Consider the following 14,096-nt stretch of genomic DNA (forward strand, 5'->3'; position numbering starts at 1 on the left):
TAACCGCAACCAGAAGAAGGGCGGGCTGCAAACCCGCCCTTTTTCATGCAAGTAGCATTCATGCAAAGCAGCAGTGATCTATTCCCCGTCGCGCTGATCAGCGCGGAACTCCGTGGCGACATCACGGAGGACGTCTATCGCCTCAAGCCCGGCAACAGCCCCGACTCCAGCGTCGAACTGGTCCTCACCCGCCTGGGCCTGGTTGGCCATGAAGAGCAGCGCGGCGTACCCGTGGTGCTCCTGCACGGCAGCTTCTCCAACCGTCGCTTCTGGTATTCGCCCAAGTGCCTGGGGCTCGGCCCGCACCTGGCCCGCGCCGGCTTCGATGTGTGGATCGCCGAGATGCGTGGCCACGGCCTGTCGCCGCGCAACCAGGATTACCGGCGCAACCGCGTCGCCGACTATGCCCGCTACGACCTGCCGGCCATCGCCGCCTTCGTCCGCGAACAGGCAGGCCAGGTGCCCCACTGGATCGGTCATTCGCTCGGTGGCATCACCCTCGCGGCCGCCCTGGGCGGGCATTACTTGGGCGAGGAAGAGGCCGCCTCCGTGGCGCTGTTCGGTAGCCAGATCAGCCGTGTCTACTGGCCGTTGAAGGTGCCGCCGGTGGAGTGGGGCGGGCGTTTCCTGCTCAAGCGCCTGGCGGTGCTGTCCGGCCCCGGCCTCAAGCGCGGGCCCGAGGACGAACCCATCGGCATCGGCCTGGAAAGCCTGCGCTGGCACGGCCTGTTCGGCCGTTTCGGCGATGCCGAGCGTGACTGGTGGAAAGGCCTTGCCGAAGTGCGCGTGCCGGTGCTGGCGGTGGGTGCCGCCGGTGACCTGCAAGACCCCGCCTGGGCCTGCCGCAAGCTGCTGGAACAGTTCGGCAGCGAGACGCGGCAGTTCCTCTGCCTGTCCCGCGAGAACGGCTTCGCCGATGACTACGGCCATATCGAGATGCTGGTCAGCAAGCACGCCCAGCAGGAAGTCTGGCCGCTGGTGGAGCATTGGCTCGACCGCCTGGAGATTCCCGGCTCGTTCGGCCAGGCGGTTCCCGCCGCCTGACCGTCGCGCCTTTTGCCGGAAGCCCCATTCCAGGGGCTCCGGTGCTGTGCTAAAGATGCAGGGCCGCATCGATTCCGGAGGGCGCATGTTCATTGCGCTGGAGCGTCTGATCAATCTGCAGGATGGCTATCGCGGAACCTTTCAGGTGCAGGGGCGGCAACTGCTGCTGATCGTCGTTGATCAGCAGGCGATCCTCCTGGAAAACCGCTGTCCACACCGTGGCGCGCCCTTGCACAACGGTACGCTCGAAGGTAGGGTGCTGCGCTGTTCCCGCCACGGGATCGCCTTCGATCTGGACAGTGGTCGCGCCCTCGATGCGGCCTGTTCGCCGCTGCTTCGGCTGACGCCGGCTTATGACGGTGATCGTGTCGGCCTCGACCTGTAAATCCATCAAGGAGCCTTGCCATGCAATACGTCACCCCTGATCTGTGCGATGCCTATCCGGACCTGGTGCAGGTCGTCGAGCCGATGTTCAGCAATTTCGGCGGCCGCGATTCCTTCGGTGGCGAAATCGTCACCATCAAGTGCTTCGAAGACAACTCGCTGGTCAAGGAGCAGGTCGACCTGCCCGGCCAGGGCAAGGTGCTGGTGGTGGACGGCGGCGGCTCCCTGCGTCGCGCGCTGCTGGGCGACATGCTGGCCGAGAAGGCGGCGAAGAATGGCTGGGAAGGCATCGTCGTATACGGCTGCATCCGTGACGTGGACGTCATCGCCCAGACCGATCTCGGCGTCCAGGCCCTGGCCAGCCATCCGATGAAGACCGACAAGCGCGGCATCGGCGACCTCAACGTGGCTGTGACCTTCGGCGGCATCACCTTCCGCCCGGGCGAATTCGTCTATGCCGACAACAACGGCATCATCGTCTCCCCGCAAGCCCTGAAAATGCCTGAATGACCGGACGGGGCGCTCGCTGAGGATGGTCGAGGAACGCAACGTACGCTGGGGGCTGGTGCATGCCTATGTCCTGGATGGGGAGGGCGGTGCACGCTCCGTCACCAAGGACGAGCTGGATGTCATCCAGTTGCAGGAGCGGGAAAGCCTCTGGCTGCACTGGGATCGTGGCCATGCCATGGCGCGCCAGTGGCTGCGCGAGGCCAGCGGGCTGAGCGAATTCGCCTGCGACCTGCTGCTGGAGGAAAGTACCCGGCCACGCCTGGTGAACCTCCCGGAGCACCAGCTGCTGCTGTTCCTGCGGGGTGTGAACCTCAATCCGGGCGCCCAACCCGAGGACATGGTCGCGGTGCGCATCTTCGCCGATGCGCAGCGCGTCATCTCATTGCGCCTGCGCCCCTTGCACGCCACTGATGAATTGATCGAGCAGTGGGGCAGCGGTACCGGGCCGAAGACCGCTTCCGAGGTGCTGCTGTACCTGGCCGAGCACCTGACCGACAAGGTCGATGCCCTGGTCGCCACGCTCTCCGAAGAGGTCGATGAACAGGAGGAGCTGCTGGACGCCAATGAGCGCTTCAATCCCGATCACGACCTGATGCTGCACATCCGCCGCCGCGCCGCCGGGCTCAAGCGCTTCCTCGCGCCACAGCGGGACATCTACGGCCAACTGATGCGCAACCGCATGAGCTGGTTCGCCGCCGACGACACCGATTACTGGAGTGAGCTGAACAACCGCCTCACCCGCTACCTGGAAGAGCTGGAACTGATCCGCGAGCGTGTCGGCCTGGTGCTGGAGTCGGAGAACCGGCGCATGAGCGAGCGCATGACCCGCACCATGTACCTGCTCGGTATCATCACCGGCTTCTTCCTGCCCATGAGCTTCATCACCGGTCTGCTGGGCATCAACGTCGGGGGTATCCCCGGGGCCGATGCGCCCTATGGCTTCGTCGTCGCCTGCCTGCTGATCCTCGGGGTGGCCACCTTCCAGTGGTGGCTTTTCCGTCGCCTGCGCTGGCTCTGATGTGACCTGTTGAACGCTGGCCTCGTCTAGCCGACATATCCACGCGAGGTGCGCATGCACGATCCGTTCGAAGAATCCCTGCGGGACCTGCTCAAGCGTTCGTCATCCGACCATGATGACAACGCTGCGCTGGGCCGCGTGCTCAAGACCGCCAACCGTCAGGTTGGCGTCGGCGATCTGTTCAGCCTGCTCGGCCATTGGGCCGAAGCCATGATGATCGCCCTCAACAACGGCTCGGCCCATGTGGCGCCGGTCTCTCGCCGCCCCTCATCGAAACGCTCTGCTGACAAGGCTGATTGAACATGGAATTCGACCCCTGGACCCAAGGTATCGTTAACGCCATGACCACGGTGTGGACACCGGTGGCCGGCTTCATCCCGCGCCTGTTCGGCGCCCTGGTAGTCGTCCTGCTGGGCTTCGTGGTGGCCAAGCTGCTCGACACCCTGCTGTCCAAGCTGCTGGCCAAGCTCGGCCTCGACCGCCTGATGGGCGGCACCGGGCTGACCAAGATCCTCGCCCGCGTCGGCATCCAGGTGCCGGTCTCCACGCTGATCGGCAAGATCGTCTACTGGTTCGTGCTGCTGATCTTCCTGGTCTCCGCTGCCGAATCCCTGGGCCTCGACCGTGTTTCCGCCACCCTCGACATGCTCGCCCTGTACCTGCCCAAGGTGCTGGGTGCGGCCCTGGTGCTGCTGGCCGGCGTGCTCCTGGCGCAGCTGGTCAGCGGCATCGTCCGTGGCGCCGCCGAAGGTGTCGGGCTGGACTACGCCCACGGCCTGGGGCGCATCGCCCAGGGCCTGGTGATCATCATCAGCATCTCGGTGGCCATCGGGCAGTTGGAGGTCAAGACCGACCTGCTGAACAACGTCATCGCCATCGTGCTCATCTCCATCGGCCTTGCTGCGGCGCTGGCGCTGGGGCTGGGCAGCCGGGACATCGCCGGGCAGATCATCGCCGGCATCTATGTGCGTGAGCTCTATCAGGTAGGACAGGACGTCAAGGTGGGCGATGTCGAAGGACAGATCGAGGAAATAGGCACGGTGAAGACCATCCTCCTCACCGATGAAGGCGAACTGGTCTCCGTGTCCAACCGGACATTGCTCGACCAGCGGGTAACGAGCCGCTAACACGGCGCGCCATCCCTGCTAATGTATGCCGCCATAGCGGAGCGCGTCCCCGCGCTCCAGCGGCTCCTGACCTGACTGTCGGCCCGACCTGTTTTGAACAAGCCCCAATCGCTTTCCCTGCGCTACGACCCCCGCGAGCTCTCCGACGAAGAGCTGGTGGAGCGCGCCCATGTGGAGCTGTTTCACGTCACGCGTGCCTATGAAGAGCTCATGCGTCGCTACCAGCGCACCCTGTTCAACGTTTGTGCCCGATATTTGGGGAACGAACGAGACGCTGACGATGTCTGTCAGGAGGTGATGCTGAAGGTGCTCTATGGATTGAAGAACTTCGAAGGGAAGTCCAAGTTCAAGACATGGCTCTACAGCATCACGTATAACGAATGTATTACCCAATATCGGAAAGAGCGTCGTAAACGTCGTTTACTTGATGCCCTGAGTCTCGATCCTCTCGAGGAGGCCTCGGAGGAGAAGGCACCCAAGCTCGAAGAGCGCGGAGGCCTTGAGCGATGGCTGGTGCATGTGAACCCGATCGATCGTGAAATCCTGGTGCTGCGCTTTGTCGCAGAACTGGAATTTCAGGAAATTGCTGACATTATGCATATGGGTCTTAGCGCCACGAAGATGCGATACAAGCGTGCGCTGGACCGCTTGAGAGAAAAATTTTCAGGATTGACCGAAACTTAGTTGGGGAAAATTAATCTCTTAGATCAGCGAGTTCTGGTAAACTTGCGCACCAAGTTGTCCTCGAGATTGTTCGACAACTTACTGACAACCAAGATGGGGATTTACGGATGAAACTGAAAAACACCTTAGGCGTAGCCGTTGGCTCTCTCGTCGCCGCACTTTCTCTGAACGCGCTGGCGCAAGGCCAAGGCGCTGTCGAGGTGGAGGCTTTCGGCAAGCGCTACTTCACCGACAGCTCGCGTGATCTGTCCAATGGCAACCTGTTCGGTGGCTCGGTTGGTTACTACCTGACCGACGACGTCGAACTGGCTCTGTCCTACGGCGAGTTTCACGACATTCGTTCCGAAAACGACACCGGTAACAAGAACATCAAGGGCAGCCAGACTGGCCTCGATGCCATCTACCACTTCGGCACTCCGGGTGTCGGCCTGCGTCCGTACGTCTCCGCTGGCTTCGCTCACCAGAGCATCAGCAACGTTCCGGCGCGTACTGGTCGTGACCACAGCACCTTCGCCAACATCGGCACCGGCCTGAAGTACTACTTCACCGAGAACTTCTACGCCAAAGCCGGCCTGGACGGCATGTACAACATCGATGTGGGCGAGTCCGAGTGGGCCGCTGGCGTGGGTGTTGGCGTGAACTTCGGTGGTGGCTCCAAGCCCGCTGCCGAGCCGGCCCCGGCTCCGGTTGCCGAAGTCTGCTCCGACAGCGACAACGACGGCGTCTGCGACAACGTCGACAAGTGCCCGGACACCCCGGCCAACGTCACCGTTGACGCCGATGGCTGCCCGGCTGTTGCCGAAGTCGTTCGCGTTGAGCTGGACGTGAAGTTCGACTTCGACAAGTCCAAGGTCAAAGAAGAAAGCTACGGCGACATCAAGAACCTGGCTGACTTCATGAACCAGTACCCGTCGACCACCACCACCGTTGAAGGCCACACCGACTCCGTCGGCACCGACGCCTACAACCAGAAACTGTCCGAGCGTCGTGCCAACGCCGTTCGTGAAGTCCTGGTCAACCAGTACGGTGTAGGTTCCGAGCGCGTCAACTCGGTTGGTTACGGTGAGTCCCGCCCGGTTGCTGACAACGCTACCGACGCTGGCCGCGCTGTTAACCGTCGCGTAGAAGCTGAAGTAGAAGCCCAAGCCAAGTAATTGGTCTGAGCTCTGAAAAACCCGGCCTCGGCCGGGTTTTTCTTTGCCTGGAGAAAAGTGCCAGGAGGTAAACGCGTGGCCCAGCGGCCGCACCGTAGGTTGGGTAGAGGTACGAAACCCAACATTGCGATGCCGAGCCGTGGAATGCCGCCCGATCAGGCACTCAACGCTTCGGCCATCGCTACGGCCTCGCCCGCCACCTCACCGATCACCAGGATCGCCGGGCTCTTCAGCTGGAAGTTGCCAGCGTCGGCCTGCATCTGTGCCAGCGTGCTGCGGCATTCGCGTTGATAGGGCAGGGAGGCGTTCTCGATCATCGCCACCGGCATATCCGCCGCCATGCCGCCGGCCAGCAGGCCTTCACGGACCGCCGCCAGGCGCGCCACGCCCATGTACACCACCAGCGTGGTGCCGCTGCGGGCCAGGGCCTGCCACTCGGGTTCGCTGTCGTCCTGGGTGTGGGCGGTGACCAGGGTGACGCCCCGGCTGATGCCGCGCAGGGTCAGGGGGATGCCGCACTGGGTGGCGCCTGCCAGCCCGGCGGTGATGCCGTTGACCAGTTCGCTCTCCACGCCACGCTCGGCCAGCCACTGCGCCTCTTCGCCGCCCCGGCCGAAGATGCACGGGTCGCCGCCCTTGAGGCGCACTACGCGCTTGCCCTGACGTGCGTAGCGCAGCATCAGGCGATGGATGAAGGCCTGGGGCGTCGAGCGGCAGCCCCCGCGCTTGCCGACTCGGATCACCCGGGCGCCCGGGCAGTGCTCCAGCACCGCCGGGTTGACCAGGTCGTCGATCATCACCACCTCGGCGCTGTTGAGCGCCCGCACTGCTTTCAGCGTCAGCAGCTCCGGGTCACCGGGCCCCGCACCCACCAGCCAGACCTTGCCATTCATGGGCTTCTCCTCAGGCATTCACTGCGGTCGGCATCGGTGGCGCCGCCAGCATTCTCTTGATTTCCGGTACGCAGGAGCCGCAACGCGTGCCGCACCCCAATGCTTCTTTCAGCCCCGCCAGGTCCAGCCCCTGGGCGATGCCCGCCTGCACGGCTTGCAGGCTGACGTTCATGCAGTTGCACAGGGTGCGATTGGCGCCGGCCGCCGCACTGGCACCCGGCGGTGCGCTCAGGGGAGCCAGCAGCCAGCGCCGCAGTTCCGTGTCCACGCGGCCTTCCTGCCACAGGCTCTTCAGCCAGCCCCATGCGGCGGTTTCGCCCGCCAGGCGCAGCGCAGTGATGCGCCCCTGCTCGATACGCACGCGCTTGCCCACCGCGCGCTGCGGGTCGTCGTAGCTCATCACCGGCCCCTGATCCAGTTGCAGCAGGCGGTCGATATGCGCCAGTAGCTCCGTATCCAGTGCCTGCCCGTGGGCCGTGCGCAGCACCAGGGCAGGGCGCTCACGCCCGACCAGGGCCAGGTTTGCGTAGGTGAAGGCCTCGCACAGCGGTCGGAGGGCTTCGAAGCGCGCCTGCACATCGCCCTCCACCAGCACGAAGAGCTGCCAGGGCAGCTCCACCCGCTCCACCTCCACGCCCGCATGCTTGAGTTCCGGTTGTTTCGAGAGCGGATCGTAGGCCGGCGTGGTCAGCACGTTGACGCCCAGCCCCTTGAGGAAGCGATCGCCCCAGTGCATGGGCAGGAAGGCCTGGCCGGGGCGCAGGGCCTCGTCGCCCATGACCGGCACCACCAGCTCGCCGCGACGGCTCCTCACCCGCACCAGATCACCATCCTCGAGCTGGCGGCGGCGCATCTCCACGGGGTGCAGCCCCAGTTGCGCCTGCTCCACGTGGCCGAACAACTGGGCCGCGGTGCCGGTGCGGCTCATACCATGCCACTGGTCGCGTAGGCGTCCCGTGTTCAGGGTCAATGGGTAGCGCAGTTCGCGACGCTCCTGGGGGGCGAGGTAAGGGTCGGCGACGAACTGTGCACGACCGCTCGGTGTGGGAAAGCGGCCGTCGCCATAGAGGCGCGCGGTGCCTTGCCGGGCGCCGGCGGGGTAGGGCCATTGCTGCGGACCCTGGGTGTCGATCAGGCCGTAGCCGATGCCGGTCAGGTCCAGGTCGCGGCCGGCGGTGAGCGGCTTGTACTCCTCGAACAGTGCTTCGGGGCTGTCGAAGTCGAACAGGCTGGGCTGGCCGGGGCGCAGGTGGTGTTCCAGGCGCCGGGCGAAGTCGCAGGCGATGGCCCAGTCCGGGCGCGCCTCGCCCGGTGCTGGCACGGCCGGGCGCACATGGCTGATGCGCCGCTCGGAGTTGGTCACGGTGCCTTCCTTCTCGCCCCAGCTGGCAGCGGGCAGCAGCAGGTCGGCGTGGCGGCAGGTCTCGGTGGTGAAGAAGGCTTCCTGCACGACCACGAAGGGGCAAGCAGCCAGTGCCGCGTGCACCCGCTGCTGGTCGGGGAGGGACTGGGCCGGGTTGGTGCAGACGATCCACAGCGCCTTGATGCGCCCGTCGCCCACGGCGTCGAACAGGTCGATGGCCGACAGCCCCGGTGTTTCCGGCAGGCGCTCGACGCCCCAGTAGGCCGCCACCTCGGCGCGGTGCTCGGCATTGCCCGCCTCGCGATGGCCCGGCAACAGGTTCGACAGGCTGCCGGTTTCGCGGCCACCCATGGCGTTGGGCTGGCCGGTGAGGGAGAAGGGCCCGGCGCCGACGCGGCCGATCTGCCCGGTGGCCAGGTGCAGGTTGATCAGTGCGCTGTTCTTGGCGCTGCCGGCGCTGGACTGGTTCAGGCCCATGCACCAGAGCGAGAGAAAGCTCGGCGTGCGGCCGATCCACTCGGCGCAGCGCAGCAGGTCGGCGCTGTCGATGCCGCACAGCTCGGCCACCCGCGCCGGGCCGAAGTCGCGCACGCGCTCCTTGAGCGCATCGAAGCCTTCGGTGTGGCGCTCGATGAAGCGCCGGTCCACCCAGCCCTCCCAGAGCAGGATGTGGAGGATGCCGTGGAACAGCGCCACGTCGCTGCCCGGGGTGATCGCCAAGTGCAGGTCGGCCAGCTCGCAGGTGTCGGTGCGGCGCGGGTCGACCACGATCAGGCGCATGTCCGGGCGCTTGGCCTTGGCCTCCTCCAGGCGGCGGAACAGCACCGGGTGGGCGAAGGCCATGTTGCTGCCGGCGATCAGCACGCAGTCGCTCTGCTCGATGTCCTCGTAGGAGCAGGGTGGCGCGTCGGCGCCCAGGCTGCGCTTGTAGCCGACCACGGCGGACGACATGCACAGCCGCGAATTGCTGTCGATGTTGTGGGTGCCCACCAGGGCGCGGGCCAGCTTGTTGAAGGCGTAGTAGTCCTCGGTCAGCAACTGGCCGGAGACATAGAAGGCGACGCTGTCCGGCCCGTGCTCGGCGATGGTCTCGGCGAAGCGGGCGGCGGCGTGGTCCAGGGCGCTGTCCCAGTCCGTGCGGCTGCGTGCCAGGCCTTTGCCCAGGCGCAGTTCCGGGTACAGCGCGCGGGCCTGGAGGTCGCCGGTCAGGTGCAGGGTGGAGCCCTTGCTGCACAGGCGGCCGAAGTTGGCCGGGTGCGCCGGGTCACCGGCGACACCGAGGATGCGCGCGTCGTCGTGCTCGATCAGCACGCCGCAGCCGACGCCGCAGTAGCAGCAGGTGGAGGCGGTGGTCCGGCTCATGACGAAGGTTCCTGTGAAGGGATCAGGCGCTTTGCAGCAGGCGCACGGGAATGCGCGCCGGCTCGGCGCAGCGTGGTTCGGCTGCTGGCTCGGTGCGCTCGACTGCCATGGCCTCGCCGAAAATCAGGCGGTCGCGCATGGCGCTGATGTCGGTGCGTGCCTGCACCTGGCGGAAGTACCAGCCGCCGTCAGCGGTGTCGCCGAACAGGCAGGCACCCACCAGCACGCCGTTCTTGATCACCAGCTTCTTGTAGATGCCGTCGATGGGGTTGGAAAGGGTGATGCTTTCGGTGCCTTCGCCGCCCATGAAGTCGCCGGCGGAGAACAGGTCGATGCCGGTGACCTTGAGCTTGGTGGAGACCACCGAGCCCTGGTAGCGGGCGAAGCCGAGCTGGGCCAGGTGGTTGGCGCAAACGCCGGCCTGGTCGAACAGCGGTGCCACCAGGCCGTAGGCGATGCCGCGGTGGCTGGCGCATTCGCCGATGGCGTAGATGCGTGGGTCGTTGGTCTGCAGGGTGTCGCTGACCAGGATACCGCGGTTGCAAGGCAGGCCGGCGCGCTCGGCCAGGGCGACGTTGGGGCGGATGCCGGCGGCCATCACCACCAGGTCGGCGGCGATCACCTCGCCGCCCTGGAACTGCACCGCGCAGACCCGGCCCTCGCCGTTGTTCAGCAGCTCCTCGGTGTGGGTGCCCAGGCGGAAGCGGATGCCGCGAGCCTCCAGCGCTTCCTGCAGCAGCTGCCCGGCGGTGCGGTCCAGCTGGCGGTCCAGCAGCCAGTCGGCGAGGTGCACCACGGTCACCTGCATGCCGCGCTGGCGCAGACCGTTGGCCGCCTCCAGGCCGAGCAGGCCGCCGCCGATCACCACCGCGTGGCTGTGGCTGCGGGCGGTGTCGATCATCTGCCGGGTATCGGCGATGTCGCGGTAGCCGATCACGCCCTGCAGGCGGTTGCCCGGCACCGGCAGGATGAAGGGCGAGGAGCCGGTGGCGATCACCAGGCGATCGTAGGCGGCCTCGGTGCCGTCGTCGGCGATCACCAGGCGGCGGCGCCGGTCGATCTTCACCACGCTGCGGTTGAGCAGCAGGCGGATGCCGTGCCCGGCGTACCACTCCAGGTCGTTGAGGACGATGTCCTCGAAGGCCTGCTCACCGGCCAGCACCGGCGACAGCATGATGCGGTTGTAGTTGGGGTGCGGCTCGGCGCCGAACACCGTGATGTCGTAGAGATCCGGGGCGAGCTTGAGCAGCTCTTCCAGGGTGCGCACTCCGGCCATGCCGTTGCCGATCATCACCAGCCTGGGTCTGTTCATGGGCGAGGCTCCTGCATGAATTCCGGGCAAACAAAAAAGGCGTCCCGCTGTTGCCAGCAGGACGCCTTTGTCCAAGTCCCGTTCTATCGGGAAAGTGCCATCTCTACGTTGAGGTGGGCGCTTTTTGTAGATTGTGATGGAGCCATTGCAGGGCTTGTGCCAACTCCGCCTGGCCCCGCTTTCCGTGGCTCCGGCGGGCCTTTGCGGGGCACGCCGAAGGCTCTGCTGCACCGCTTCGGGGCGGCTTGCCCGGCATCGGTGCGTCAGCCGTGCAGGCAGAGCACCAGCAGCGCCAGGTTGGTCAGCAACGACAGCAGGGCGATGCCGCGCCAGACCTTCAGCGGCTCGCGCTCCAGCAGTGGGCGCGGCTTGCTCGCCAGCGCCTTGCGCTCGCCCTGTTCCAGGGCCAGCAGCCATTCCTCCGCCGTCTCGAAGCGTTGCCCGGGGTCGCTGGCCAGGGCGCGGCCGAGGCATTCGTCGAGCCAGGCGGGCAGGTCCGGGCGGTAGCGGCTGGCGGGCGTCGGCGTGCCGAAGCGCGGGTGCTGGAAGGCCTCGATCTCGCCGAAGGGGTAGTGCCCGGTGAGCAGTTGATAGAGGGTGACGCCCGCCCCGTAGATATCCTGCTGCGCGGACGGTTGTGCCCCGTCGAAGGCCTCGGGGGCGATGTAGCTGGGCGTGCCCGGCAGGCTGTGGGCCTCGTCCTGGGACAGGCCCGGACAATAGGCCAGGCCGAAGTCCAGCAGGCGCAGCTCGCCGTCTTCGCCGAGCAGCAGGTTCTCCGGCTTGATGTCGCGGTGCAGGATGTTGCGCCGGTGCAGCATGCCCAGGGCCCTGACCAGGCGCGGGGCGAGGTCCTGCCACTCGGTCAGCGCCAGCGGCCCGGCCTGGCGCAGCCGTTCGGCCAGGGTCTGCCCCGGGTACTCGCGCTGCAGGTAGTACAGGTGCTGGCGCTGCGGCAGGGGGTGCACCTCGGCGAAGTGGCGCCCGGCCACGCGCCGCAGGAACCACTCTTCCTGCAGCAGCGCCGGCCCGGCGGCGGGTTCGTCGTGGCGCGCGGGCGGCAGGGTCTTCAGCAGCCAGGGCTGGCCGGCGTCATCGAGCACGCGGTAGAGCAGCGACTGGCGCGACTCGGCCAGCAGCCCCTGCACCCACCAGCCCTCGAACAGCTGGCCCGGGCGCAGCTCCGGCGGCAGCGGCCAATCCTCCAGTTGCGCCAGGGCATCGGCCAGGCCGCTGGGGGGCAGGCCGTCGACCCGCACCAGCAGCGCGCTGGCGTTGTCCTGGCCGCCGGCCAGGTGCGCGGCGGCGACCAGGGCGCGGCTGGCCGCCTCGGGCTCGGGTTCGTCCTGGAGGATGCGCAGGATGCCGGCATCGCCCAGCACCGCCCAGATGCCATCGCTGACCAGGAGGAAGTGCTCGTCCTCCTGCAGCTCGCCATCCAGGTAATCCACCACCAGGTGCTGGTCCAGCCCCAGCGCGCGCTTGAGCACGTGCTGCATGCCGGGCTGGTCCCAGACGTGGTCCTCGCTGAGGCGGTCGAGCTGCTCGCCGCGCCAGCGGTAGGCACGGCAGTCGCCGACATGGGCGAGGGTGAAGCGGCGGCCGCGCAGCACCAGTGCGGTGAGGGTGGTCAGCAGCGGCTGGCCGCCGCCGTTGGCCTGCAGCCAGCGGTTGTGGGCCAGCAGCAGGCGGTCGAGGGATTGCGCCACCGCCCAGGTTTCCGGCGTGGCGTAGTAGTCCAGCGCCAGCGCCTGCAGGGTGGCGCGTGCGGCCAGGCCGCCGTCGGCGCACTGGCTGACGCCATCGGCCAGGGCGAACAGGTAGCCCTTGCTGGCGGCCAGGGCCGGTGCGGGCGTCACCACCCGCAGGGCGTCCTGGTTCTCGCTGCGCGGGCCGATGGCGCTGGCCTCGCCGAAGCTCAGTTGCAGCCCCATGGCGCTCAGACGCGCGCCGCGGTGACGGCCGCTGAGCCCCAGGTGGTGCGCCAGCGCAGCTTCACGCCGTAGAGGCCGAACCAGGCCAGCACGCCGAGGCTGGCGAACAGCCACAGGCCCAGCTGGTAGTCGCCGGTGTGCTGCTTGATGGCGCCCAGGCCTGCGGTGAGGCAGAAGCCGCCGATGCCGCCAGCCATGCCGATGAGCCCGGTCATCACACCCATTTCCTTGTGGAAGCGCTGCGGCACCAGCTGGAACACCGCGCCATTGCCGGCGCCGAGGCTGAGCATGGCCACCACGAACAGGGCCAGGGCAGCGGTGGCGCTTGAGATGTGGAAGCCCACGGCGGCGATGCAGATGGCGGCCACGGTGTAGACCACCAGCAGGGTGCGGATGCCGCCGATGCGGTCGGCGAAGGCGCCGCCCAGGGGGCGCATCAGGCTGCCGGCGAAGACGCAGGCGGCGGTGTAGTAGCCGGCAGTCACCGGCTCCAGGCCGTATTGGTCGTGGAAGTAGCCGGGCAGGGTGCTGGCCAGGCCGAGGAAGCCGCCGAAGGTGACGCTGTAGAAGAACATGAACCACCAGCTGTCGCGGTCACCCAGGGCCTTCATGTAGTCGGCGAGGGATTTCGGCGCCGGGCGGTTGGGGGCATTACGCGCGGCCAGGGCGAAGATCGCCAGGGTCAGCACCAGCGGGATCAGCGCCAGGCCGAACACGTTGTTCCAGCCGAACAGCGCGGCCAGCCCCGGGGCGAACAGCGCCGCCAGCACGGTGCCGGAGTTACCGGCCCCGGCGATGCCCAGCGCCTTGCCCTGGTGCTGCGGCGGGTACCACTGCGAGGCCAGCGGCAGGGCCACGGCGAAGGAGGCCCCGGCGAAGCCGAGGAACAGGCCCAGCAGCAGCGCCTGCTCGTAGTTGTGGATGCCCAGTTGCCAGGCGGTGAACAGCGCGGCGATCACCACCACCTGGCCGAACAGCCCGGCGGATTTCGGTGACGTGCGGTCGGCCAGCAGGCCCAGCAGGAAGCGCAGCACGGCACCGGCGAGGATGGGCGTGGCGACCATCATGGCGCGTTGCTGGGTGGTCAGCTGCAGGTCAGCGGCGATCTGCACGCCCAGCGGGCCGAGCACGTACCAGACCATGAAGCTCAGGTCGAAATAGAGAAATGCGGCGAACAGGGTGGGGGCGTGGCCGGCCTTCCAGAAACTCGTAGTCATCGAACACCTCATCTGCGTCAGGGGGCCGGGAGGGCGCGCCGCGGGACAGCCCCGGCGGTCGCACCCTCCCGGAACACGTCGCGCTCGTGGCGCT

General features: G+C 67.0%; 12 protein-coding genes and 1 pseudogene. 8 read left to right on the forward strand and 5 right to left on the reverse strand.

Annotated elements, in window-relative coordinates:
* Positions 1–60 precede the first annotated feature (60 nt).
* The 8 genes from ACXI0U_RS06945 to ACXI0U_RS06980 all read left to right on the forward strand — a co-directional run bounded on the left by ACXI0U_RS06945 (position 61) and on the right by ACXI0U_RS06980 (position 5,921).
* On the forward strand, positions 61–1,044 hold the full coding sequence (locus tag ACXI0U_RS06945; RefSeq protein ID WP_265168050.1) for an alpha/beta fold hydrolase: 984 nt from the start codon (positions 61–63) through the stop codon (positions 1,042–1,044).
* Positions 1,045–1,129: 85 nt separating this feature from the next.
* Positions 1,130–1,429, forward strand: coding sequence for a Rieske (2Fe-2S) protein (locus ACXI0U_RS06950; RefSeq protein ID WP_479549934.1), 300 nt, complete (start codon positions 1,130–1,132; stop codon positions 1,427–1,429).
* 20 nt (positions 1,430–1,449) lie between these two features.
* Positions 1,450–1,938, forward strand: a complete 489-nt coding sequence (rraA, locus tag ACXI0U_RS06955) for a ribonuclease E activity regulator RraA (RefSeq protein ID WP_021220316.1) — start codon at positions 1,450–1,452, stop codon at positions 1,936–1,938.
* Positions 1,939–1,960: 22 nt separating this feature from the next.
* A complete protein-coding gene (locus ACXI0U_RS06960; RefSeq protein WP_374980402.1) occupies positions 1,961–2,956 on the forward strand; it encodes a zinc transporter ZntB in 996 nt (331 codons plus the stop codon).
* Between the two features lie 54 nt (positions 2,957–3,010).
* On the forward strand, positions 3,011–3,256 hold the full coding sequence (locus ACXI0U_RS06965; RefSeq protein ID WP_021220314.1) for a hypothetical protein: 246 nt from the start codon (positions 3,011–3,013) through the stop codon (positions 3,254–3,256).
* Positions 3,257–3,258: 2 nt separating this feature from the next.
* The gene (locus tag ACXI0U_RS06970; protein WP_021220313.1) at positions 3,259–4,083 is read left to right on the forward strand and encodes a mechanosensitive ion channel family protein; all 825 of its coding nucleotides are present in this window, start codon (positions 3,259–3,261) and stop codon (positions 4,081–4,083) included.
* Between the two features lie 93 nt (positions 4,084–4,176).
* Positions 4,177–4,767: an RNA polymerase sigma factor SigX gene (gene sigX / locus ACXI0U_RS06975; RefSeq protein WP_021220312.1), complete on the forward strand. Its 591-nt coding sequence runs from the start codon at positions 4,177–4,179 to the stop codon at positions 4,765–4,767.
* 107 nt (positions 4,768–4,874) lie between these two features.
* Entirely contained in the window at positions 4,875–5,921 is a 1,047-nt protein-coding gene (locus ACXI0U_RS06980; RefSeq protein ID WP_031288049.1) for an OmpA family protein, read from the forward strand.
* A gap of 155 nt (positions 5,922–6,076) precedes the next feature.
* Here ACXI0U_RS06980 and cobA read toward each other — a convergent pair whose 3' ends face one another.
* From cobA to ACXI0U_RS07005, 5 genes and pseudogenes are all read right to left on the reverse strand, one after another.
* The gene (gene cobA / locus ACXI0U_RS06985) at positions 6,077–6,814 is read right to left on the reverse strand and encodes a uroporphyrinogen-III C-methyltransferase (protein WP_431483946.1); all 738 of its coding nucleotides are present in this window, start codon (positions 6,812–6,814) and stop codon (positions 6,077–6,079) included.
* 10 nt (positions 6,815–6,824) lie between these two features.
* Entirely contained in the window at positions 6,825–9,539 is a 2,715-nt protein-coding gene (locus ACXI0U_RS06990) for a nitrate reductase (protein ID WP_431483947.1), read from the reverse strand.
* 112 nt (positions 9,540–9,651) lie between these two features.
* Positions 9,652–10,851: pseudogene (locus ACXI0U_RS06995) on the reverse strand (NAD(P)/FAD-dependent oxidoreductase); the annotation flags it as partial.
* A 263-nt stretch (positions 10,852–11,114) separates the two neighbouring features.
* A complete protein-coding gene (locus tag ACXI0U_RS07000) occupies positions 11,115–12,785 on the reverse strand; it encodes a bifunctional protein-serine/threonine kinase/phosphatase (protein WP_431483948.1) in 1,671 nt (556 codons plus the stop codon).
* Between the two features lie 5 nt (positions 12,786–12,790).
* On the reverse strand, positions 12,791–14,002 hold the full coding sequence (locus tag ACXI0U_RS07005) for a NarK family nitrate/nitrite MFS transporter (protein ID WP_021220306.1): 1,212 nt from the start codon (positions 14,000–14,002) through the stop codon (positions 12,791–12,793).
* Between the last annotated feature and the right edge of the window lie 94 nt (positions 14,003–14,096).

The organism is Pseudomonas sp. C9D1, from assembly GCF_056491235.1.

What these genes read in the sequence shown, in the direction of transcription:
- ACXI0U_RS06945 (WP_265168050.1), top strand. Translation starts at nt 61, where the DNA reads ATGCAAAGCAGCAGTGATCTATTCCCCGTCGCGCTGATCAGCGCGGAA.
- ACXI0U_RS06950 (WP_479549934.1), top strand. Translation starts at nt 1,130, where the DNA reads ATGTTCATTGCGCTGGAGCGTCTGATCAATCTGCAGGATGGCTATCGC.
- rraA (WP_021220316.1), top strand. Translation starts at nt 1,450, where the DNA reads ATGCAATACGTCACCCCTGATCTGTGCGATGCCTATCCGGACCTGGTG.
- ACXI0U_RS06960 (WP_374980402.1), top strand. Translation starts at nt 1,961, where the DNA reads ATGGTCGAGGAACGCAACGTACGCTGGGGGCTGGTGCATGCCTATGTC.
- ACXI0U_RS06965 (WP_021220314.1), top strand. Translation starts at nt 3,011, where the DNA reads ATGCACGATCCGTTCGAAGAATCCCTGCGGGACCTGCTCAAGCGTTCG.
- ACXI0U_RS06970 (WP_021220313.1), top strand. Translation starts at nt 3,259, where the DNA reads ATGGAATTCGACCCCTGGACCCAAGGTATCGTTAACGCCATGACCACG.
- ACXI0U_RS06980 (WP_031288049.1), top strand. Translation starts at nt 4,875, where the DNA reads ATGAAACTGAAAAACACCTTAGGCGTAGCCGTTGGCTCTCTCGTCGCC.
- cobA (WP_431483946.1), bottom strand. Translation starts at nt 6,814, where the DNA reads ATGAATGGCAAGGTCTGGCTGGTGGGTGCGGGGCCCGGTGACCCGGAG.
- ACXI0U_RS06990 (WP_431483947.1), bottom strand. Translation starts at nt 9,539, where the DNA reads ATGAGCCGGACCACCGCCTCCACCTGCTGCTACTGCGGCGTCGGCTGC.
- ACXI0U_RS07000 (WP_431483948.1), bottom strand. Translation starts at nt 12,785, where the DNA reads ATGGGGCTGCAACTGAGCTTCGGCGAGGCCAGCGCCATCGGCCCGCGC.
- ACXI0U_RS07005 (WP_021220306.1), bottom strand. Translation starts at nt 14,002, where the DNA reads ATGACTACGAGTTTCTGGAAGGCCGGCCACGCCCCCACCCTGTTCGCC.